Below are 22,236 nucleotides of genomic sequence, written 5' to 3'. Positions count from 1 at the left end.
GACCGTCCCCACGCTCTGGATGCCCGACGAGGCTCCGCCCCGAACGGCGGCCGCGCGCGCTCGAGCACACCGGCGCCCGCGCTGATCGCGGCCGTGAGCACCGCCATGAGCACGAAGAGCGCGACCTTGTCCCCGGTGCCGAACAGGCCGACCATCAGGTCCTTCGCCGCCGGGGGAGCGAGGTCGATCACGGCCGAACCGACGGCCACCAGCGGGCTGCCCGCACCGCCGAGCAGCAGCGCGCCGAACTCGGCGACGGCCAGGAACGCGGCGATCGCGACCACACCGCACACGGCCGCGAGCAGCGCCGGGTGCCGGACCCGTGTCGGGGCCGGTGCCTGCTCGGTGGTCGGTGCCGCTGTCGTGCTCACCCGTGCAGCGTAGGTCGGAGCCACCGCGGATGGGCTGACAACGTCCGTGGTGGTGGACGACGGGGAGCCGCTCCGGTCTGTGCAGGGATCGTGACCGCGACGGGTTCGTCGACCGTTCACTGCTCCGGGACAGCGCACCCGACCGGAGCCGTGCGAGGATCGGGATCGTGTTGGACCGACCAGACCGTGTGCCCCGCCGCGCTCGCGCGCGGCGGTCGCGCACCGCCTGGACGGTCGATCGACGTTTCGCGGTCCTGCGCTGGAGCATCGTCGGCGTGTGGACGGCGCTCCTGGTCGGTCGGATCGTCGTCGTCTCGACGGCGCCGCAGACCGACCTGACGTTCTTCGGCGTCGCCGAGCTCGTCGCGGTCTCCGTCGGGGTGGCGGGTGTCGTCGTCGCGGTCGTGCGCGCCCGGGCGATCCGCCGTCGTCGTGCCGACGAGGCACTCGCGTCCGCGATCCGTCGCATCGACCCGACCGTCTGGTTGGTGCCGGCGGCGCCGACGCCGGAACTGCGCCAGGACGTGCAGCGGGCCCGGCCCGAGACCACCCTGGGCGAGCGGGTGACCTGGGCGTTCGGGGCCACCGAGGCGTCGCTGTGGGAACTCGAGGAGCGTCGGGCGACCCGTCTGCTCGTGATCCGCTGGAGCCGCATGGTGCACGTGGGCGTCGAGGACGTCCTGGGGGAGCGGACTGCGAGCGCCGTGGCCATGCACTACGTCCGACCGGACGACACCGCCGCCGTCGCCACCTTCTTCGTCCGCTCGTCGCCCGGGTCCCGTCGGCTGCTCGGACGGGGCCCCAGACTCGAGCGGCTCGTCGCCGACCTCGCACGGGAGCGCATCGTCGTCTGACCCCGTCCGCCGAACAGACAGCAGGCCCCGTCGTGCGACGGGGCCTGCTGTCTGTTCGGTCAGTGCAGGGATCAGTGCGTGGACGGTTCCTGCTCGACCTCGCGGCGGCCGTCCTCCGACCACAGCGTGTGGAAGGTGCCGTCCTTGTCGACGCGCTGGTAGGTGTGCGCGCCGAAGAAGTCGCGCTGCCCCTGGATGAGTGCCGCGGGCAGGCGGTCGGACGCGAGCGAGTCGAAGTACGCCAGCGCGGACGAGAACCCGGGGGCGGGGATGCCCGACGCTGCGGCGATCCCGACGATGCGACGCCAGGCTGCCTCGCCCTCGGCGACGGCGTCCGCGAAGTACGGGTCGACCAGCAGGCTCTCGAGCGAGGGGTTCTTGTCGTACGCCTCGACGATGCGGTTGAGGAACTGGGCACGGACGATGCAGCCACCGCGCCAGATCTTCGCGACCGCGCCGAGGTCGATGTCCCAGTCGTACTCCTTCGCCCCGGCGATGATGAGGTCGAAGCCCTGCGCGTACGCGACGACCTTCGACGCGTACAGCGCGGCGCGGACGTCGTCCTCGAACGTGTCGGGCACGTCGACGACGTCCGGGCGGCTCGTCACCGACTTCTGGACGGCTGCACGCTGCGTCGGCTTCGACGACACCGCTCGGGCAAAGACCGCCTCGCCGATGCCGGAGACGGGGATGCCGAGTCCGACGGCGTTCTGCACGGTCCACACGCCGGTGCCCTTCGACCCGGCCTCGTCGCGGATCACGTCCACGAGCGGCTTGCCCGAGTCGGCGTCCTGCTGCTTGAGGACCTCGCCCGTGATCTCGATCAGGTAGGACTCGAGGTCGCCCTCGTTCCACTTCTCGTAGATCTGCACGAGCTCGTCGACCGAGTGCCCGCCGGCGCGACGGAGCAGGTCGTAGGACTCGGCGATCAGCTGCATGTCCGCGTACTCGATGCCGTTGTGGACCATCTTGACGAAGTGGCCGGCGCCGTCGGTGCCGATGTGCGTCACGCACGGCTCGCCCTCGGCCACCGCGGCGATCGACTTCAGGATCGGCCCGAGGGTCTCCCACGCCTCGTCCGAGCCGCCGGGCATGATCGACGGGCCCTTGAGCGCGCCCTCCTCGCCACCGGAGATGCCGGTCCCCACGAAGTTGAGGCCCTTCTCGCGCAGGTCGTGCTCGCGGCGGATGGTGTCGTGGAAGTTCGCGTTGCCGCCGTCGACGATGATGTCGCCCTCCTCGAAGCGCTCGGCGAGCTGCTCGATGACGGCGTCGGTGCCCTTGCCGGCCTGCACCATGATGATGGCGGTGCGCGGCTTCGACAGCGACGCGACGAAGCCGTCGATGTCCTCGGACGCGATGAACCCCATGTCGCCGTGCTCGTCCATGAGCTCCCGGGTGCGTGCGTAGGTGCGGTTGTACACCGCGACCGTGTTGCCCTCGCGCGAGGCGAGGTTGCGGGCCAGGTTCGAGCCCATCACCGCGAGACCGACGACGCCGATGTTCGCCGTGCCGCCGTCGTCGTGCTGTTCGTTGTCCGCCACCTGAGTCTCCTTCGTCCTGACGTGTCGCGGCCCACCGTACGACCGACACCTTGGGTCGGCACGGGTGTTCCGGCAACTGGGGGCGGGAAGCGGACGACCCGTACTGTGGAGGGATGACCGACCACGACGTCCTCCCGCCCGTGCTCGTGATGGGTGTCTCCGGTTCCGGCAAGTCCACCGTCGGCCAGGCGCTGGCCGACGCCCTCGCCGAGCAGGGCCAGCCGAGCACGTTCGTGGACGCCGACGACCTGCACCCGGCCGCCAACAAGGAGAAGATGCGGCAGGGCACACCGCTGACCGACGAGGACCGCTGGCCCTGGCTGGACGCGTGCGCGGCGCGCATCGCCGAGGTGCAGGCGTCCGGCCACCGGTGCGTGATGGCGAACTCCGCGCTGAAGCGGGTCTACCGTGATCGGCTCCGCAGCTCGGCGCCCGACCTCGTCATCGCGTTCCTCGACGGGTCGCACGACCTCATCGCCGAGCGCCAGGCCCACCGCCACCACGAGTACATGCCGTCCTCGCTGCTCGACTCGCAGTTCGCGACCCTCGAGCGGCCGCAGCCCGACGAGACCGCCGTCGCGGTGTCGATCGAGGGATCGGTCGACGACACCGTGGCGACGATCACGTCGGCGCTGTCGGTCACTTCCGGCTGAGCTCGGCGAGCCGCGAGCGGTACTCGTCCGCGTCGATGTCGCCGCGGGCGAACCGGTCGGCGAGGACGGCCCTGGCGTCGGACCGTGCCCGCCAGCTGCCGCGGCGCAGCGCGCCGAAGACGACGGCGGTGGCCAGGAGCACGAGCAGGAAGAACGCCGGGAACAGGAAGAAGGGCGGGCCGCCGTGCCCGTACGGGCCGACGGCGGCGATGGTCGAGAGAGCGGTGTGCACGGTTGCCTCCTGGGCGGTTCGTGTCGCCCGGTCGGGCGACGATCCAAGCGTCCGGCAGGGAGGCTCGTCCCGCGTCCGCCACGGAGGCCGACTCCGGCCTGCTCCCGCAGCAGTACCGCCGTCCCTCCTGCACAGGCGGCTACTCCCGCGGGAGTAGTCCACACCTCCTGCCAGCGCCCGACGCCGTGGCACCCGTCCGACCCTAGGCTCGGACCCATGCACCGCACCCCCACCGCCTCGGCCGAGGCGGACGACGACCAGCGAGACGGCGTCCGCCGCTTCGCCCGGTTCGGTCGGGTGCTGCCGGTCGCACTCGTGCAGATCGTCGGGACGCTGCTGGCAGCGCCGTTCCCGACCGGTCCGACGGACGCCGTCGGTCCTCGCGGCGGCCCGCCCTGGGCGTCTCACGTCCTCGGCTCCTCCGTCGTCGACGCGGCGGTCCCGGGCCCGCTCGCGATCGCGCTCCTCGTCGCCGGGGTCGTCGTCCTGCCGTGGCGCTGGCGGTGGCCGACGGCAGTCCTGCTGGTCACGCTCGCGACGACGATCGGCTACGCCCTGCTGGTGAGTCCGCGCGGGCCGTTCGTGGCCGCGCTGAGCCTGGCAGCGGTGAACGCGTGGCTGCGGGGACGTCGCACCGCAGCGGGCGTCGCGCTCGGACTGGCCGTCGCGGTGCTGCCGACCGCCGACGCGGTCCTCGCCCGGACGCCCACCCGGAACCTCGACGCGGTCTTCCTCGCCGCCGCCTGGGCCGCCGTCACGCTGTCGGTGGCCGAGCTCGTCCGGGTCCGTCTCGAGCGCGTCGCGGAACGACGCCGCCGACGGGCTGCTGCGGAGCAGGAACGTGCGCGTGACGAGCGCGTCCGCATCGCCCGTGAGCTCCACGACTCCGTCGCGCACAGCATGTCGCTCATCAACCTGCAGGCCGGGGTCGCGCTCCACCTGGGGGCTGCACTCCCCGAACAGACGCGCAGCTCGCTCGCCGACATCCGTGACACGAGTCGCGAGGCCCTGGTCGAGCTCCGGACGATCCTCGGCGTCCTCCGATCGGTCGACCACCCCGGTACCCCCGGCGCCGATGGGTCGGACCGGCCAAACGGGTCGGACTCGCCGGACGGGTCGGACGCGCCGGACGGGCAGAGGAGCGTCCCGCTCGACAGCGGACCGCTCGGACGTGGCCCCCTCGACGGCGAGTCGTCACCCGGCTCGGCGGACCGGCACCCCGTCCCCGGTCTCGACCGCCTCGAGGACCTGGTCGTGCGGGCACGTGCGGCCGGAGTGGACGTCACCGCGGACGTCGACGGTGACCGTGCGCTGCTGGACCGCACCACCGACCGCACGGCGTTCCGCATCGTGCAGGAGTCGGTGACGAACGTGATGAAGCACGCCCCCGAGCACCGCGCGCGCATCGCCGTGCGGGTCGCTCCGGACGTCCTCGAACTGTCCGTCGAGGACTCCCCGTCACCGGCCCACGACACCATCGCGGAGCGGACGTCGCCGCTGCTCGGGCCGTCGGGCAACGGCATCATCGGGATGCGCGAGCGGGCCGCTGCGGTCGGTGGCACGCTCTCGGCCGGGCCGACGCCGGACGGGGGCTGGCGGGTCGCCGCTCGTCTGCCGAACACCGCGACAGCGACCGGGCGGGTGCACCGCGAGAACGGGACCGGGGAACGATCGTGACCACCACCACCACCTTCACCGACGACGACGTCATCCGCGTCGTGCTCGTCGACGACCAGGTGCTCATCCGGGCCGGCCTCCGCGCGCTCGTCGACGCCGAAGCCGGCATGACCGTGGTCGGCGAGGCCGGTGACGGTGACGAAGCCGTCGACACCGTCCGACGGGAGCGTCCCGACGTCGTGCTGATGGACATCCGCATGCCGGGCACGGACGGACTCGTCGCGACCCAGCGCATCTCGGCTGACCCGGACCTGGGCGGCGTGCACGTGGTGATCCTCACGACCTTCGAGGAGGACTCGTACGTGTTCGAGGCGATCCGTGGCGGTGCGGCGGGCTTCCTCGTGAAGGACACCGAACCCGCCGAACTGCTCCGCGCGGTGCGCACCGTGCACGCGGGGGAGTCCCTGCTGTCGCCGGGGCCGACGCGGTCCCTCGTCGCCGCCTACGCGACGCACGCGAAGCCCGCGGCCCTCGCCCCCACGCTCGACGTGCTCACCGAACGCGAACGCCAGGTGATGCAGCTCGTCGCCCTCGGCCTCACCAACACGGAGATCGCCGAGCGGCTCTTCGTCAGCCCGATGACCACGAAGACCCACGTCTCCCGCGCCATGATCAAGCTCGGCGCCCGCGATCGCGCGCAGCTGGTGGTCTTCGCGTACGAGACCGGACTGGTCACGCCGGGGTGGCAGCCGTGATCACGTCCGGTGCGCCACGACGGCCGCGTGCGGGCGTGCCCCCTCGTCGGTTCTCCGGTGCACGGAGTCGACCGTGAAACCCGCGTCCTCGAGTACAGTAACCATCCGCTCCACGGGCCATCGGTGGGCGGTCGTCACCGCGTGGTCGAACGGCTCGAACGACGGGCCCTCGAAGAAGCCGACGAGCAGCCCGCCGCCGGGGGCCAGGATGCGGTGGACCTCAGCGAGCGCGATCGGCACCCTGTCCGGGCGGTGGTGCACGAGCGAGTACCAGGCGAGCACACCGCCGACAGCACCGTCGGGCAGACCGACCGCCTCGATCGTCCCGGTCCGGAAGTCGATCTCGGGTGCGGCTGCCCTCGCGAGCCCGACGAACCGCGGGACGGGCTCGATCCCGATGACGGCGTGGCCGCGGCGGTGGAGGTGCGCGGTCCAGTGTCCGGGGCCGCACCCGACGTCGAGCAGGAGCCCGGGCGTCGTGTCCGCCCAGGCCTCGACGAGTGTCCGGTCGTCGGGGTGGACAGCGCCCATCGACCCGAGGACCTCGGCGTACTCGTCCGCTCGGTCGCCGTAGGCAGCCACGACCCGGTCGATGTCGTGCGCCGGACCGCTCGGGGCGTCCGGTCCGCTCTCCGGAGGATGTTCCACGACTCGACGGTACTGACGGCCACCGACCTGCCGACACCGACCTGCCGACACCGACCTGCCAACACCGACCTGCCGCGTCCGCCCTGCCGCGTCCGGCCTGCCGCCCCCGGGCACCCGCTCCGTCGGGTCCGAGGCGCGCGCCGCTGGTCCGGTCGACTTGTCGACGGTCCACGTGTCGGCGGTCCTCGTGCCGGCGGCCTCCGGTCGTGTAGATCGCGGGGTCGGGTCACCAGGAGGCAACCCGACCCCGCCGTACGGAACGTGGTGGACGGAGCCGGGGATCAGTCCGACGTCAGCCGGGAACGACGCCGGACGGCGAGCACGGTCACCCCCGGCACGAGGAGCGCGAGCGCGAGCGCGACTGCAGCACCGATGCTCGTCCCGGTGAACGCGAGTCGTCCGGCAGCGGTGGCGTGCACAGCGCCGGCGCGGTCGCGACCACCCTCGCTCGACGCGCCGTCGTCCGCCCCGACACCGGAACCGCCGCCCGCCCCGGGTGCTCCACCGCCGTCCCCGTCGCCCCCGCCACCGGGATCCGCCGCGACCAGGCCGGCATCGACGGTCGTGTCACGGCGCACGCCCTCGAGCGCGCCGGTCGTACTCGTGACCCGCTCGACCGTGACCGGTGCGGTCTGGCCGTCCGGAGCGGCGTCGGAGTCGACCGCGGGGTCGTCGCCGACGTGTTCCACCGTGAAGTGCGTCCCGTCGGGCGCCGTGAAGCGCACGCGGTAGTCGCCCGGCCGAAGCCCGTCGAACCGGTACCCGCCGTGGTCGTCGGTGGTCGTGCGCCGCTCGACCTCGTCACCGTGGTCGTCGGTCCCGGTCAGGGCGACGGGGACGCCCCGGACGCCGGGCTCGTCGTCGTCCTGCAGGCCGTCGTCGTTCCGGTCGTCCCACACCCGGTCGCCGATCGCGCCGGCGACGACCCGGACGGTCGACGGGTTCGACTGCACCGGCAGCGCCAGGTCGGACGTCCGGAGCCCGAACCGGTTGACGTAGCGGTCACCGTCCTGTTCGCCGCTCGTCGCGAGGGTGAGCCGGTACGTGACGGTGTCGGCGGCCGGGACCGGGGTCTGCCGTTCGACCCGGACGGCGGTCACCCGCGCGAGTGCAGCCGGGCAACCGCTCGCGCCGAACTCGTCCTCGGTGCACCAGCGGGTCGCCCCGCCGGGCTGGTTGCTCGGGTCGGCACCGTCCATGGCGACCTCGGTGGGATCGGCGTCGGTGTAGCGCACGACCTCGTCCTGGGCGGGGTCGGTGGGGACCGGCGCCGCGAGGCCGACGCTGCCGTGGAAGTCCGAGCCCCGTGCGTCTCCACGGTGCGGGAGCACGTCGATCAGGTCGAGGCCGCTGATCGCGGTGTCGTCGGTGTTCGTGACCTCGAGGTCCCACTCCGGGTGGTCGCCGGTCACGACGACGGGTGCCGGTGTGCGCTTCTCGACCCCGACGCCGCCGGTGGTGACGACCTCCAGCCCGCGCTGCGCGGTGCGCCAGCCTTCGTCGGACCGGTCGGCCGGGGACTCGACCGTCACAGTGTTGGCGATCCGCCCGGCCGGGGCCGAGCGGTCGACCCGTGCGGTGTAGGTGATCGGGGTGATGCGGCTGTTCGGCTCCACGTCGTGCAGCGTCCAGGTCAGACGCTGGTGCTCCTGGCCGTCGGCACCCGGCACCGTGTCGACATCGGGGGTCCTCGACGCACTGTCCTCGACGTACGAGGTGTGCGCGGGCAGGACGTCACGGACGGTGACGTCGGTGGGGCGTCCGTCGGCGAAGCCGTTCGTCAGGGTCGGCCGGAGCGCGTAGTCGACGGTGTTGCCCGGTGCGACCGAGCTCGTCTGGTCCGGGGTGTCCGCGGCGTCGTGCCCGGGGTCGACGACCACCTTGCCGACGCGGACCAGGTCCTCGGTGAGCACGACGCTGTCGGCCAGCCCGCCCGCAGCGAGGTCGGGGTCCTGCTGGTCGTGCACCCAGGCGGGGAGGTGGTCACCGAAGCGGGCGTGGCCGAAGTCGCGGGCGCGGGTGCCGTCGGGGACTCGCTGCGTCGTCACGGTGGAGAACAGGCCACCGTACGTTCCGCCGGGCAGGTCACCGACGACACGGACCGCCCCGACCGCCGCAGCTCCGCCGGGGACGTCCTCCGGATCGTCGTACCAGGGACCGTCGCCGTCGTCGCACGTGTGGACCTGGCCCGCCGCCGGCGATGCCGTGTCGTCGGCGGCGTACTGCACCCGGGCGTGCTCGAAGCCGCTCGTCCACGCGGGCGCCCGCCCGCCGACGGCCGTCAGACGCTGCGTCCGGCGGTCGAACGTGTCGCAGAGGGCCGCGTTGCGGAAGGCGGCGAGCCCCGGGTTCGACATCGTGACGTCACTGCGGAGCCGGGTGCCGGGGGTGGCCCAGGGGTCGCCGTCCTTCGCCGATCCCGCGATCACGCCGATCCCGTCGCTGTCGAGACGCCAGAGTCGCTTCGCCGCGCTGCCCGGTCCGAGCTCGACGAGGTTCCGCCGCGCGCTGTTGTCGGCCGTCGGCTCCGTTCCGCCGGGGAAGTTCGGCGTCCCGCTGACCGACGTCGTCTGCAGCGGCGTGAAGGTGTTCACCGACTCGACGGACGTCGGCGCCTCCGGGGTGGGCATCCACAGTGAGATCCACCCGCTCACGACGTACGGCTTCGCGCCGCCGCTGATCGGGCCACCGCCGATGTTCCGCCCGGGTACACGGGCAGCGTCCGTCACGGCACCGTCGATCGTGACGTCGACGTCGCCGCCCGGCTCTGCCTGCGTGCACGTGATGGTGCCCGAGTCGACCACGGCGCGGTCACCACCGCCACGGCCACCGGGCAGGCCACCGAACTGCACACCGTCCTCGCCGTTCCGACCACAGGCGGGTCGACCGCCGTTCCAGAGCACCGCGCCCGACGGCCGGTCGCCGAGCAGGTGGGACAGGTCGTCGGTGAAGTGCATGTCGCCCGTGCTCCGTTCGAACCCGAGGAGGCCCTGCCCCGGGACGGGGGACTGCCAGTCGACCGTGATCGGGTAGCGCAACTGGACGCCGGGGGTGGCGTCCGGCCCAGGCACTCCGGTGCGCAGGGTCGAGCCGACCGCGGCCTTGCTGAGGTTGTACCGCGGCGCGGCGGACACGACGGTCGTCGCCGAGGTGACCGGTGCGGTCGGTTCGGCGTCGTCGGCCGAGGCGGTGCCGATCACGGCGATGCGGTCGCCGTCCTGCAGGTCCCCGGACACGTCGAGCACGGCGGGCACGGCGACCGCGTGCCCCGAGGGGACGTCGCCGAGGTCGCAGGTGAGCCGCTGGCCCTCCACCACGGAACCGGCTCCGGTGCACGCGAGCGGTACGCCCGCCCAGCTCGTGCCCGTCGGGGCGTCGAGCACGAACCGCTCGTGGTGAGCGGTTCCGTCGCCCGCGCTCACGGTGACCCGGTAGGTCACGGCGTCACGGGTCCGGACGACACCGTTCGCGGGACCTCGGTCGGCTCCGGGGCCGTCCTCGGGCGTGAACGGACCGCGGCCGTCGGCGGCGACCTCCACGGCCAGGCCGACCACCGCCTCGGGCGCGAGTGCGGCAGCAGCAGCCCCGCTCGGCCCGAGCAGGACGGCGGGGACCGCCAGCGCCACCGTCCCCAGCGCCCAGATCGCGCGCCCGGACGGCGGGGGACCGACAGGCCGGCCGCATCGAGCGGGCGAGGGTGGACGTTCGGACGACGGACGACGAGACATGGCGCTCCTCGGTCGGATCGGGACGGACGGACGCCCTACCCTGAGCCGACGAGGACCGCAGTGCCGAACACTCTGCATGTCACATGTACGGCGTGCCGTTCAGAGCTTGAACGTCGCCCGCGGGATGTCCGACACGATCCGGTGTGCCGTGTGCACCGCGTCCTCCTCGGCGAGCTGGTGCGTCACCACGAGCGATGCCAGGTACGCCGCGTCCGCCCGCCGGGCCATGTCGTGCCGCGCCGGGATCGAGCAGTAGGCCCGGGTGTCGTCGATGAACCCGGAGGTCTTCGTGAACCCGGCCGAGTCGGTGACCGCCGCCCGGTAGCGCCCCATGGCGGCGGGGGTGTCGATGAACCACCACGGGGCTCCCGCGTACACGGCCGGGTAGAAGCCGGCGAGCGGCCCGATCTCCCGCGAGAAGACGGTCTCGTCCACCGTGAAGAGCACGAGGTGGAAGCCCGGTGCGGTCCCGAAGGCCTCGAGCAGTGGACGGAGCGGCTCCGTGAACGCGCCGACGGCCGGCAGGTCGTGTCCGGTGTCCGGGCCGAAGCGCTCGAGGGTCGGCGTGTGGTGGTTCCGGAGCACGCCCGGGTGCAGCTGCATGACGAGGCCGTCCTCGACGCTCATCTCGGCCCACCGGAAGAGCATGTCGTGGCGGTAGGCGACGGCCTCGTCGGGGGTGACCTCCGACGGCCCCCGCATCGCCGCCGCGTGGATGCGCGCGCGCTCCGTCGCGGACAGCGGGGTGGACCCCGCGTCGAGCACACCGGTGTCGGTCGCCGTCGCACCGTGCTCGATGAAGTACCGGCGCCGGTCCCGCAGGGCCGCCAGGAGCCCGTCGTGCGTGCCCGTGTCGATGCCGGACGCCTCGCCGATCGACGTGACCACGTGCCTCCAGTCCGAGCGCGACGGGTCGAACACGGCGTCCGCGCGGAAGGTGGGGAGCACCCGACCCGTGAAGGACGGGTCGGCGGCGAGCCGCGCGTGCGCGGCGAGGTCGTCGGCGGGACCGTCGGTGGTCGCGAGCACCTCGATGCCGAAGGCGTCGAAGAGGGCTCGGGGGCGGAGTGCGGGGGTCGCCAGTGCCGCGGCGATGCGGTCGTACTGCTCGTCGGCGTTCCCGGCCGACGGCTGCTCGGTCAGGCCGAAGACGTCGTGCAGCTCCGTCTCGAACCAGTAGCGGACCGGCGTGCCGACGAAGTCGTCCCAGTGCTCGGCGAGCCGGCGCCAGACCTCCCGACCGTCGGGGAGCGGGTGCGTGCCCGACCGGTCGGGGCGTCCCAGGTCCTGCAGCCCGACGCCGTTCGCGTGCAGCAGGCGCAGGACGTAGTGGTCGGGCGTGACCAGCAGCGTCGCAGGGTCGGGGAACGGCTGGTCGTCGGCGATGAGGGACGCGTCGACGTGTCCGTGCGGGGAGATGATCGGCAGGTCGCGGACCGCGTCGTACACGGTCCGAGCGACGGCGCGGGCGCCGGGGTCCGCCGGGAACAGCCGGTCGGGGTGGGGTGCGAGCGGCGTGGTGGTGCTGGTGGAGGACATCATCGGCTCCTTCGGACGGACGGACGGACGGGCGGGACGGGGCGGAACGGGCGGGACGGGGCGGGCGGGGTCGGATGCGGACGAGCGCGCGCGGGACGCAGAGCGCAGAGCGCACAGCGCCGGTCAGCGGGGCCGCGCCGGAGCCGGTCCCGTGGACTCGCGGACGGTCAGGTGGGTGGGCAGCGCGACGGCCCCCGACTGGTGCTCACCCGGCAGCTCGTCGGCGGGCAGCGCGTCGAGCCGTCCGAGCAGCATCCGGATCGCCACCCGACCGGCGCGTTCGATCGGCGAGGTCATCGTGGTCAGCGGCGGGTTGCAGAAGTCGGCTCCGAAGATGTCGTCGCAGCCGACGACGCTCACGTCCTCCGGCACCCGGACACCCCGTTCGCGGAACCGGGTGAGCATCCCGATCGCGATGAGGTCGTTGAACGCGATGCACGCGGTGGCTCCGGCGTGCACGGCGGCGTCGGCGGCCGCTGCTCCCGAGTCCACGAACGGCGCGTGCGGACCGATCCTCGCCACCCGCACCCCTAGGCGCTTCGCGACGCGGACGAGCGCCCGCCACCGCCGCTCGTTCGACCACGAGCTGTCCGGACCCGCGACGTAGAGCACGTCCCGGTGGCCGAGGGAGACGAGGTGCTGCACGGCCTGCTCGACCCCGCCTGGGGTGTCGATGAGCACCGACGGCACCCCGGCCGGGCGCCGGTTCACGACGACGAGCGGCGTGCGCTCGGCGAACCGGGCGATCTGTGCGTCGGACAGACGGGACGCGGTGAGCACGGCACCGTCGGCCTTGCCGGCGACGGCGCTCAGCGCTGCGACCTCGGCCTCGGCGGACTCCTCGGTGTCGACGAGCAGCTGCGTCCACCCGGCGGCGGAGAGCTGGTGCTGCGTGCCCCGGATGACGTCGAAGTAGAACGGGTTCGTGATGTCCGACACCAGGACGGCGACCGCCCGGGTCCGACCCGAGGTCAGTGCCCGGGCCTGCGAGTTCGCGACGTAGCCGAGCTCGCGGGCGGCCTGCTGGATCCGCTGCTGCGTGTCGCGGTTCACCCGGTCGGGCAGCGAGAGCGCGCGGGACACCGTGGACGGGGCGACCCCGGTCGCATCGGCGATGTCCCGGATGGTCACCCGCCGCGAGGTGTCCGTGTCTGCGCTGCTCACGAGGCGAAGCTAGGCCGCCTTGGCAACAAGTGGCAACCGGTTGCCGGTTGTTGCCACGGACGGGACAGTGGTGGCACGTCGGCAGCGCAGCCGCCGTCCCGGGCACCGTCGCCCGGGGGAGATGTCGAGGAGGACACCCCCGCATGAGCACAGGAAGACGCAGGACCCGCGTCCTGGTCGGTGCCGCCGTCGTCGCCGTCGCCGCCCTCTCGCTGCAGGGCTGCGCGATCGTCGACGGCAGCGGCGACGACCCGGACACCCTCCGCGTGATGATGGGCGCGGACACGACCTACCCGAAGGAGCGCGCGCAGTGGCAGCGGGAGACCGCCGCCGAGTTCAAGCGCACCACGGGCGCCGACATCCAGTGGGAGACGTACTCGACCCCGCAGGAGGAGCTCACCGCGATCCAGACGAGCGTCATCTCCGGGCAGGGTCCGGACGTGTACGCGATCGGCACGACGTTCACCCCCACGGCCTACGCCACCGGCGCGTTCGTCGAGATGGGGCCGGAGCAGTGGGACGCCGTCGGCGGTAAGGACCAGTTCGCGCCGGCCTCGCTCGGCATCTCCGGTCCGAGCACGTCGAAGCAGATCGGCATCCCGTTCGCCAGTCGGCCGTTCGTCATGGCCGTGAACACCGAGCTCCTCGCGCGCGCCGGGATCACGGACCTGCCGACCACCTGGGACGAGCTCACCGAGGACGCCAGGAAGACCACCGGGGACGGCGTCCACGGCATGGCCGTCGCCTATGCGGACGGCTTCGACCCGTGGAAGTTCGTGTGGGGCATGGCGCAGAACGCCGGCAACACGATCGTCGACGGCGGGACGGCAGAGATCGACGCCCCCGCGGTCGAGCAGGCCTACCGCACCTACTTCGACTGGGTGACGAAGGACGGCGTGGTCGACCCCGCGGCGATCGGGTGGAACAACCCGCAGGCCCTCGCGCAGTTCGCCGACGGCAAGGCCGCGTTCTTCCCGATGACCACGACGACGTCCCTCAACTCGCTGAAGGGCTCCGCCGTCGACGGCAAGTACGAGTACGCCCTGCTGCCGACCGTGCCACCGGGCGCGACCGAGCGTCCCGCCGACGGCATCGAGGCGGCGAGCATCCTGTCCGGTGACAACCTCGTCGTCGCCGACTACGGCTCGAAGCAGGACCTGTCGTTCGACTTCGTCAAGCAGGTTTCGTCGCCCGAGGCGCAGGAACGGTACTTCGAGCTCTTCGGACAACTGCCGACGAACACCGTCGCGGCGGACCGCATCGCCGAGCAGAACCCCGACCTCGCACCCATCGTCCGCGCCGGCGAACTGTCGAAGCCCACCGCCTTCACCGGCGCGTGGTCGGACGTGCAGCTCTCGCTCGTCGACGTCGTCGTGCAGTCGATCCCGTCGCTGAAGAGCGGCGAGGTCAGCGACGACCAGCTCCGGAAGCGCCTCGCCGCGGCGCAGCGGGACGCCCAGGCAACGCTCGACCGCCAGAAGAACGGAGGGCTGTGATGACCACCACGCAGACCCGGCCCCGCCAGGAGACCCCGCGCGCGGTCCGCCCGCACGGGAAGACCCCGCTGTACAAGCGCGAGCGTCCGCTGTGGATGCTCCTGCCCGGTGGCGTCCTCATGCTCGCCGTCATCGTCGTCCCGCTGCTCGTCGGCGTGTACATCGCGATGCTCGACCTCGACCAGTACACGCTCCGCCAGTGGTTCAGCGCCCCCTTCGTCGGGTTCGCGAACTTCGCCGAGGCATTCACCGACTCGCCGCTCCTGCACTCGATCTGGATCTCGGTGTCCCTGTCGGTGCTCGTCACCGCGGTCACCGTGCCGATCGGCGTCGCCGCGGCGATCTCCACTCAGAACCGCTTCCCCGGTCGCGGTCTGGTCCGGTCGATCTACCTCGTGCCCTACGTGCTGCCGGCGTTCGTCGTCGGGACGTTCTTCCGCACGATGCTCCAGCCGCAGGGCGTGGTGAACACCGCGCTCGGCACCGACGTCCTCTGGCTGAACGGCTCGGCGTCGTACTGGGCGCTCGCCGGCGTCATGGTCTGGACGAGCTGGCCGTTCGTCTACCTGCTCTCGCTCGCCGGACTCCAGGCCGTCGACAACGAGGTGCACGAGGCCGCCGCCCTCGACGGCGTGACGTGGTGGGCGAAGCTCCGGTACATCGTCTTCCCGTACCTGCGCGGCCCGTTGAGCCTGGCGATCATCATCTCGATCCTGCACAACATCAACAACTTCACGCTGCCGTTCGTGCTCTTCGGGAACCCCCTGCCCTCGAGCGTCGAGGTGATGCCCGTCCTGACGTACATCGCGAGCTTCCAGTCGTTCCGCTTCGGCCTGTCCGCGGCGATGGCGATCTGCTCGCTGGTGATCGTCGCGATCCCGCTCTTCGTCTACCTGCGGGCCGTCAAGCTCGACACCGGTGACGACGCGGGCCCCACCCGGAAGCAGCGCCGCGCCGACCGCGCCGTGCTCGCCGCCCCGGCCGCCGCCGACATCGAGGGAGCCCGCGCATGAGCGCCTTCAGCCAGACCCGGACCCGCCCGACCGCGACGCTCACCGAGAGCATCACCGCCGGCGGTGCGAAGCGCCCGAGGCGCCCGTACGACACCGACGTCACCCGGCTGCTGCCCCGGTGGCTGCTTGTCACCGTGATCGTGCTCCTCGTCGCGTTCATCGCCGTACCGGTGCTGTACATCCTGTTCGGGTCGGTGAACTCGGACGTCGCGGTCGCCCGCGGCGAGTACTTCCCCTCCGAGTTCACGCTGACGAACTACGTCGCGATCTGGGACACGGTGGCGCTCGGCCAGGGCCTGGTGAACTCGCTGCTCACCGCCGGGGCCGTCGCCGTCGCGAGTGCCGCGCTCGCCGTGTCCACCGCCTACGTGCTCGTCCGGTTCCGGTTCCTCGGCCGCCTGACGATCCTCCGCGGGCTGCTGGCGCTGCAGTCGATCCCCGGCACCCTGCTGCTCCTGCCCGTCTTCGTCGTCTTCGCCAACATCGCCAGCGCGACCGGCGTGCAGGTGATCGGCACCCGCTGGGGCCTGTTCGTCACCTACCTGACCTTCGCCCTGCCGTTCTCGACGTGGGTGATGGTCACGTACCTGCGCGGCCTGCCGAAGGAGCTCGAGGAGGCCGCCCGCATCGACGGTGCCTCGAGCGGGCGGATCCTGCGGAGCGTGGTGCTGCCGCTCTCGTGGCCGGGCATCGTGGTCTCGGCGATCTTCGCCTTCCTGCTCGGCTGGAACGACGTGCTCTTCAGCACCATCATGACGACCCCGAACACCCGCACGGTCGCCGTGGTGCTGCAGGTGCTCGGCACCGCCCAGGAGGGCGGCGCCGTCCCGATCTACGGCCAGATGATGGCCGCGTCGATCGTCTGCGCCGTACCGGTCGTCGCGCTCTACCTGGTCTTCCAGCGCTACCTGGTCGGCGGTCTGACCGCCGGCTCCGTCAAGTGACCTGGTCGGCGGGCAGAACCCGCCGAGGCAGCCGGGTCCGTCACGTGACGCACGCAACCACACGACGGACGGGAGGCGCGGTGCCAGCCCGTACGCGCCTCCCGTCCGACAAGGAAGGAACACGATGACCCAGCCAACGTGGGAGCTCTCCGGCTTCGGCGACGAGATCGACGCCGACCCGGTCGTCCAGGTCGCGGTCCTCCAGGCGCTCGGCGCGAGCGCCATCGAGGTGCGCAGCGCCTGGGGCACCAACGTCGTCGACCTCGACGAGGACCAGCTCGCCGGGCTGCACCGCCTGTTCGAGGAGCGCGGACAGACCGTGTCCGCCGTCGCCTCGCCGATCGGCAAGGTGCCCGTCGACGAGCCCGTCGAGCACGAGGTGTCGCGGCTCGCCCGTGCGATCCGGGCCGCGCACGCCCTCGGGACGACGAACATCCGGATCTTCTCGTTCTACTTCGACGGCCGCACCGCGGACGAGGTGCGCGACGACGTCCTCGTCCGGATGCGCGCGCTCGCCGACCTGGCCGAGCGCGAGGGCGTCACCCTGCTGCACGAGAACGAGAAGGACATCTACGGCGACGTGCCCGAGCGCGTGCTCGACATCGTCGAGAGCGTCGGTTCGGGCGCGCTGCGACTCGCCTGGGACAACGCGAACTACGTGCAGTGCGGCGTGGCGCCGTTCACCGACGGCTGGGCGCAGCTCGCGCCCTACGTCGACTACCTGCAGGTCAAGGACGCCCTCGCCGCTGATGGGTCCGTCGTCCCGGCGGGGGAGGGCGACGGCGAACTCCTGCTCACGCTCACCGCGCTGCGTGACGCCGGGTACGCCGGGTACGCCTCCCTCGAACCACACCTGACCGACGTGAACAGCCTCGGCGGGTTCTCCGGCCCCGCCGCGTTCGGCCGCGCCGGACGAGCCTTCCGGAGCCTCACCGACCAGATCGGAGTCACCCTGCGATGACCACCCCACTGAAGCTCGCCGTCGTCGGCGCCGGCGTCATCGGACGCCACCACGCCCGCGTCGCCGCACAGCACCCGGACCTGCAGGTCGTCGCCCTCGTCGACGCCGTCCCCGCGGCCGCCACCGGCGCCGCCGACGAGCTCGAGGCCACGGGCGCCGACCGGCCCGTCACCACCGCGACCATCGAGGACGCCATCGCGCAGACCGACATCGACGTCGTCGCGATCTGCTCGCCCTCCGGCATGCACGTCCAGCTGGCCGAGGCGGCGCTCGCCGCCGGCAAGCACGTCGTCATCGAGAAGCCGCTCGACACCACGATGCCGCGGGCGCGGAAGATCGCCGCGCTCGCCGCCGACGCCCGCTCGCGTGGCCTGATGACGAGCGTGATCAGCCAGCACCGCTTCGACCCGGCCTCGGTCGCCGTCGCGGGAGCCGCGCACGGCGGCGACTTCGGCACCGTGACGTCCGGCGTCGCGAGCGTCGCCTGGTACCGCTCGCAGGGCTACTACGACTCGGGCGACTGGCGCGGCACCTGGGCGCTCGACGGCGGCGGCGCGGTGATGAACCAGGGCGTGCACACCGTCGACCTGCTCGTGTGGGCCCTCGGTCGTCCGGAGGAGATCTCGGCGCAGGTCGGACTCCTGGCGCACGACCGCATCGAGGTCGAGGACACGGCGGTCGCCACCGTGCGGTTCCGGAACGGCGCCCTCGGGGTCGTCCACTGCACGACCGCCGCGTACCCCGGGCTCTCGGCGCGCTACGCGGTGTACGGCACGCACGGGTCGGCGATCGTCGACGACGACCGGCTCGCGTACTTCCACGTCGCGCCGGACACGGCGACGCTGGAGTCCGCGGCGACGACGGCGAACACCACCGCGGTGGCCGACGCCGCCGACCAGAAGCACGACGTCGTCCCACCGGAGCACGTCGTCGGTGGCCCGGCCGAGGCGGACCACTTCGCCGCGGGGCACACCCGCCAGTACACGGACGTCGTCGCGGCGATCCGGGAGGGCCGCGACCCCGGTGTGACCGTGGACGACGCCCTCGTGTCGCTCGCCACCGTCCGCGGGCTGTACGTCAGCGCGACGCTCGGGCAGCCGGTGCGGATCGACGACGTCATCGAGGGGAAGTACGACGACGTCGAACCCGTCGTCGCTCCCCGGGCCGTCGTCGCTCCCCGGGAAGGAGCAGTCCGGTGAAGTTCTCCGTGTTCACCGCCTCGACGCCCGACTGGACCCCGGCGCAGGCAGCCGACACCCTCGCCGAGCAGGGCTGGGACGGCATCGAGTGGCGGATCGTCGACGACCGCACCGCAGACGGCTCGTCCGGCTTCTGGGCCGGCAACCGCTCGACCTGGCAGTTCACCGGCATCGCGGACCAGGTCGGCGAGATCGCTCGGGTCACCGACGCCGCCGGCCTGGAGTACTCCGGGATCGGCGGCTACCAGCCGGTGGCCGACCACGAGGGCGTCGAGACGATGCTCCGGGTGACGAGCGGCCTCGGCGCCCGCCAGGTCCGCGTGACCATGCCCTGGTACCAGCGCGAGCGGGAGCGGACCGGCACCACCTACGGCGAGCTCTTCGACCGGACGCGCGCCGACCTCGAGTGGGCTGCCGCCCGCGCGGCCGACCTCGGCGTCAAGGCGCTCGTCGAGCTGCACCACATGACGATCACCCCGTCGGCGTCCGCGGCGCTCCGGCTCGTGGACGGGCTCGACCCCGAGCACGTCGGCGTCATCCACGACCTGGGGAACCTCGTCATCGAGGGGCAGGAGGACCACCTGGCGGCCTTCGAGCTCCTCGGCCCGTACCTCGCCCACGCGCACGTCAAGAACGCCCGCTGGGTCGACACCGGCGAGACCCGAGCCGACGGCAGCCGGATCTGGCGGAACGAGTGGGCACCGCTGCGCGACGGCCAGGCGTCGGTGTCCGAGTACCTCGACGCCCTGCGGCAGCACGGCTACGACGGCTGGGTCACCATCGAGGACTTCTCCACCGACCTGCCGCTCGCGGAGCGCACCGCCGACAACCTGGCGTACCTCCGCTCCCTGGTGCCGGTGACGGCATGACCCGTCGTCCCGGCATCGTGCACCTCGGCATCGGGGCGTTCGCGCGCGCCCACCTCGCCTGGTACACGGGGCACGCCCGAGGCGAGGCGTGGGGCATCACCGCGTTCACCGGTCGGTCACCGTCGGCGGCCGAGGCCCTCTCCGCGCAGGACTGCCGGTACACACTCGTCACGCGCGCGGCCGACGGCGACACCGCCGAGGTGGTCGACACCGTCGTCGCGGCCCACCCCGGCAGCGACGACACGGCCTGGAGGCACCTGGTCGCGTCCCCGGAGACGACCGTCGTCACGCTGACGGTCACCGAGGCCGGCTACCGCGCCGACTCCGGCGTGCCGGCCCGGCTGGTCGAGGGGCTCGCCGCCCGACGGGCCGCCGGCGGCGGCCGGATCGCGCTGGTGTCGCTCGACAACCTGACGCACAACGGCGAGGTCCTGCGGGAGGCCGTGCTGGGGGCGACGGACGACCCGGCGCTCCGGTCGTGGACCGCGTCGACGGTCGCGTTCCCCTCGTCGATGGTCGACCGGATCACGCCGGCCACCACCGCCTCCGACCTCGCGGAGATCGGCGACCTGCCCGGGGCGCTCGACGGCGACCGCGTGCCCGTGGTCACGGAACCCTTCGCCGAGTGGGTGCTCGAGGACGCGTTCGACGGCGTCGACCGCCCCGATTGGGAGACCGCGGGCGTCCGGCTCGTGCCCGACGTCACCCCGTACGAGCAGCGGAAGCTCTGGCTGCTGAACGGGTCGCACTCGCTCCTGGCGTACCTCGGCCTGCTGCTCGGCCACGAGACCGTCGCCTCCGCGATGGGCGACGAACGCTGCCGTACCGTCGTCGAGCAGCTCTGGGACGAGGCCGCCGCCGAGCTCCCGCTGCCCGCCGACGAGGTCGCCGACGCCCGGGCCGCGCTCGTCGAGCGGTTCGCGAACCCGCGCATCCGGCACACCCTGCGCCAGATCGCGTCCGGCGGCTCGCAGAAGCTGCCCGTCCGCGTCGTCGACGTCCTGCGTCGGCGACTCCAGCGCGACCCCGACGCCGGGATCGGCCCGGGAGCCGCGACCCTGCTCGCCGCCTGGTGGTTGCACTGCACCACGCAGCCCGAGCTGGTGGACGACGCCGGAGCGCCCGGGCCAGACTCGGACCTGCACGACGTCCTGGGGGTCGTCGCGCCCGACCTCGACACCACCCCCGTGGTGGCCGCCGTCACCGCGGCCGCCGAACGCATCCGCGCCGCCGCGGCACCCGCACGCGGCCCCGTCGACGAAGGAGTCCACGCATGACCGACACCGGCACCACGAACCCCGCCGCGCCCGTCCCCAGTGCCGCCGACGGCGGCGCGGCGACGGACCCGACCGCCGGCCGTCCGGACACCTGGGCGTCGACCGACCGCGGGCAGCTGATCGACCGGGCCGAGGTGATCGTCACGAGCCCGGACCGGAACTTCGTCACCCTGAAGCTCACGACCGCGGACGGCGTCACCGGTCTCGGCGACGCCACCCTGAACGGTCGCGAGCTCGCCGTCTCCGCGTACCTGTCGGAGCACGTCGTCCCCCTGCTCGTCGGGCGCGATGCCAGCCGCATCGAGGACGCCTGGCAGTTCCTCTACCGCTCGTCCTACTGGCGCCGCGGCCCGGTCACCATGGCCGCGATCGCCGCCGTCGACATGGCGCTCTGGGACATCAAGGCCAAGGTCGCGGGGATGTCGCTCTACCAGCTGCTCGGCGGGGCGTCGCGCACCGGACTCATGGCCTACGGGCACGCCTCCGGCAAGGAACTGCCCGAGCTGTTCGACTCGATCCGCGAGCACCAGGCCGAGGGCTACCGGTCGATCCGGGTGCAGACCGGGGTCCCCGGGCTCGAGAGCATCTACGGCATCGCGTCGAACCGGACCACCGAGGGCAACGCCGGCGTCCGCTACGACTTCGAGCCCGCGCAGCGCGGAGCGTTCCCGGCGATGGAGGACTGGGACACCCGGGCGTACCTGCGGCACGTGCCGACCGTGTTCGAGGCCGTCCGCAACGAGTTCGGCCCCGAGCTGCCGCTCCTGCACGACGGCCACCACCGGATGACCCCGCTGCAGGCCGCGAAGCTCGGCAAGAGCCTGGAGCCGTACGACCTGTTCTGGCTCGAGGACTGCACACCCGCCGAGAACCAGGAGGCGCTCAAGCTCGTCCGGCAGCACACCACGACGCCGCTCGCGATCGGCGAGGTGTTCAACACGATCTGGGACTTCAAGGACATCATCCGCGACCAGCTCATCGACTACGTCCGCGGTGCCGTGACCCACATGGGCGGCGTCACCCCGCTGCGCAAGACGATGGACTACGCGGCGATGTACCAGATCAAGTCCGGGTTCCACGGGCCGACCGACATCTCGCCCGTCGGCCTCGCGGCGCAGATGCACCTCGGCATGGCGATCCACAACTTCGGCATCCAGGAGTACATGCAGCACGGGCCCCGGACGAACCAGGTGTTCCGGCAGACGTTCACCTTCACGGACGGCTACCTGCACCCGGGCGACGAGCCGGGTCTCGGCGTGACGCTCGACCTCGACGAGGCGGGGAAGTACCCGTACGAGCAGGCGTACCTGCCGTTCAACCGCCTGGCCGACGGCACCGTCCACGACTGGTAGGCCTCCGCCGGTCCCGATCC

The 22,236-nt window shown here is 72.6% G+C and carries 18 protein-coding genes and 1 pseudogene; 12 read left to right on the top strand and 7 right to left on the bottom strand.

Annotated features, from left to right (window positions below):
* A pseudogene (locus tag D8M35_RS05845) lies at positions 1–371 on the bottom strand (hypothetical protein); the annotation flags it as partial.
* A 275-nt stretch (positions 372–646) separates the two neighbouring features.
* Here D8M35_RS05845 and D8M35_RS05840 point away from each other — a divergent pair.
* Positions 647–1,225, top strand: coding sequence for a hypothetical protein (locus tag D8M35_RS05840; RefSeq protein ID WP_126890987.1), 579 nt, complete (start codon positions 647–649; stop codon positions 1,223–1,225).
* 71 nt (positions 1,226–1,296) lie between these two features.
* On the opposite strand, the gene gndA is transcribed toward D8M35_RS05840, so the two are convergent.
* Positions 1,297–2,769 (bottom strand): NADP-dependent phosphogluconate dehydrogenase, encoded by a 1,473-nt coding sequence (gene gndA / locus D8M35_RS05835; RefSeq protein ID WP_126890986.1) that lies wholly within the window; start codon positions 2,767–2,769, stop codon positions 1,297–1,299.
* Positions 2,770–2,882: 113 nt separating this feature from the next.
* Here gndA and D8M35_RS05830 point away from each other — a divergent pair, with 113 nt between their 5' ends.
* Positions 2,883–3,422, top strand: a complete 540-nt coding sequence (locus tag D8M35_RS05830; protein ID WP_126890985.1) for a gluconokinase — start codon at positions 2,883–2,885, stop codon at positions 3,420–3,422.
* On the opposite strand, the gene D8M35_RS05825 is transcribed toward D8M35_RS05830, so the two are convergent.
* Positions 3,409–3,654, bottom strand: coding sequence for a hypothetical protein (locus D8M35_RS05825; RefSeq protein ID WP_202976531.1), 246 nt, complete (start codon positions 3,652–3,654; stop codon positions 3,409–3,411). The two genes, D8M35_RS05830 and D8M35_RS05825, sit on opposite strands and share 14 nt — an antisense overlap.
* A 216-nt stretch (positions 3,655–3,870) precedes the next feature.
* On the opposite strand from D8M35_RS05825, the gene D8M35_RS05820 reads away from it, so the two are divergent.
* Both D8M35_RS05820 and D8M35_RS05815 read left to right on the top strand, forming a co-directional pair.
* On the top strand, positions 3,871–5,331 hold the full coding sequence (locus D8M35_RS05820) for a sensor histidine kinase (RefSeq protein ID WP_126890984.1): 1,461 nt from the start codon (positions 3,871–3,873) through the stop codon (positions 5,329–5,331).
* The gene (locus D8M35_RS05815) at positions 5,328–6,026 is read left to right on the top strand and encodes a response regulator transcription factor (RefSeq protein ID WP_238638112.1); all 699 of its coding nucleotides are present in this window, start codon (positions 5,328–5,330) and stop codon (positions 6,024–6,026) included. The genes D8M35_RS05820 and D8M35_RS05815 overlap by 4 nt, the downstream gene beginning before the upstream one ends.
* On the opposite strand, the gene D8M35_RS05810 is transcribed toward D8M35_RS05815, so the two are convergent.
* The 4 genes from D8M35_RS05810 to D8M35_RS05795 form a co-directional block, all read right to left on the bottom strand.
* The gene (locus D8M35_RS05810) at positions 6,027–6,674 is read right to left on the bottom strand and encodes a class I SAM-dependent methyltransferase (protein WP_238638111.1); all 648 of its coding nucleotides are present in this window, start codon (positions 6,672–6,674) and stop codon (positions 6,027–6,029) included.
* Between the two features lie 281 nt (positions 6,675–6,955).
* The gene (locus tag D8M35_RS05805) at positions 6,956–10,300 is read right to left on the bottom strand and encodes an SdrD B-like domain-containing protein (RefSeq protein WP_153257432.1); all 3,345 of its coding nucleotides are present in this window, start codon (positions 10,298–10,300) and stop codon (positions 6,956–6,958) included.
* Between the two features lie 201 nt (positions 10,301–10,501).
* Positions 10,502–11,941 (bottom strand): glucuronate isomerase, encoded by a 1,440-nt coding sequence (uxaC, locus tag D8M35_RS05800; protein WP_126890982.1) that lies wholly within the window; start codon positions 11,939–11,941, stop codon positions 10,502–10,504.
* A gap of 123 nt (positions 11,942–12,064) precedes the next feature.
* Positions 12,065–13,105, bottom strand: a complete 1,041-nt coding sequence (locus D8M35_RS05795) for a LacI family DNA-binding transcriptional regulator (protein WP_126890981.1) — start codon at positions 13,103–13,105, stop codon at positions 12,065–12,067.
* Positions 13,106–13,248: 143 nt separating this feature from the next.
* Between D8M35_RS05795 and D8M35_RS05790 the strand changes: the two genes are divergently transcribed.
* From D8M35_RS05790 to manD, 8 genes are all read left to right on the top strand, one after another.
* The gene (locus D8M35_RS05790) at positions 13,249–14,601 is read left to right on the top strand and encodes an ABC transporter substrate-binding protein (protein ID WP_126890980.1); all 1,353 of its coding nucleotides are present in this window, start codon (positions 13,249–13,251) and stop codon (positions 14,599–14,601) included.
* The gene (locus tag D8M35_RS05785) at positions 14,601–15,614 is read left to right on the top strand and encodes a carbohydrate ABC transporter permease (RefSeq protein ID WP_126890979.1); all 1,014 of its coding nucleotides are present in this window, start codon (positions 14,601–14,603) and stop codon (positions 15,612–15,614) included. Before D8M35_RS05790 ends, D8M35_RS05785 begins: the two co-directional genes overlap by 1 nt.
* A complete protein-coding gene (locus D8M35_RS05780; RefSeq protein ID WP_238638110.1) occupies positions 15,611–16,558 on the top strand; it encodes a carbohydrate ABC transporter permease in 948 nt (315 codons plus the stop codon). Before D8M35_RS05785 ends, D8M35_RS05780 begins: the two co-directional genes overlap by 4 nt.
* A gap of 124 nt (positions 16,559–16,682) precedes the next feature.
* Positions 16,683–17,519: a sugar phosphate isomerase/epimerase gene (locus D8M35_RS05775; protein ID WP_126890978.1), complete on the top strand. Its 837-nt coding sequence runs from the start codon at positions 16,683–16,685 to the stop codon at positions 17,517–17,519.
* Positions 17,516–18,718 (top strand): Gfo/Idh/MocA family protein, encoded by a 1,203-nt coding sequence (locus tag D8M35_RS05770; protein WP_126890977.1) that lies wholly within the window; start codon positions 17,516–17,518, stop codon positions 18,716–18,718. The genes D8M35_RS05775 and D8M35_RS05770 overlap by 4 nt, the downstream gene beginning before the upstream one ends.
* Entirely contained in the window at positions 18,715–19,587 is an 873-nt protein-coding gene (locus tag D8M35_RS05765; RefSeq protein WP_126890976.1) for a sugar phosphate isomerase/epimerase, read from the top strand. The genes D8M35_RS05770 and D8M35_RS05765 overlap by 4 nt, the downstream gene beginning before the upstream one ends.
* Positions 19,584–20,864: a mannitol dehydrogenase family protein gene (locus D8M35_RS05760; protein WP_126890975.1), complete on the top strand. Its 1,281-nt coding sequence runs from the start codon at positions 19,584–19,586 to the stop codon at positions 20,862–20,864. Before D8M35_RS05765 ends, D8M35_RS05760 begins: the two co-directional genes overlap by 4 nt.
* The gene (gene manD / locus D8M35_RS05755) at positions 20,861–22,216 is read left to right on the top strand and encodes a D-mannonate dehydratase ManD (RefSeq protein WP_238638109.1); all 1,356 of its coding nucleotides are present in this window, start codon (positions 20,861–20,863) and stop codon (positions 22,214–22,216) included. The genes D8M35_RS05760 and manD overlap by 4 nt, the downstream gene beginning before the upstream one ends.
* Positions 22,217–22,236: the final 20 nt, after the last annotated feature.

The sequence above is a fragment of the Curtobacterium sp. HSID17257 genome, from assembly GCF_003989515.1.
Classification (GTDB): domain Bacteria; phylum Actinomycetota; class Actinomycetes; order Actinomycetales; family Microbacteriaceae; genus Curtobacterium.
This window is presented reverse-complemented; position numbering and strand designations above follow the sequence as displayed.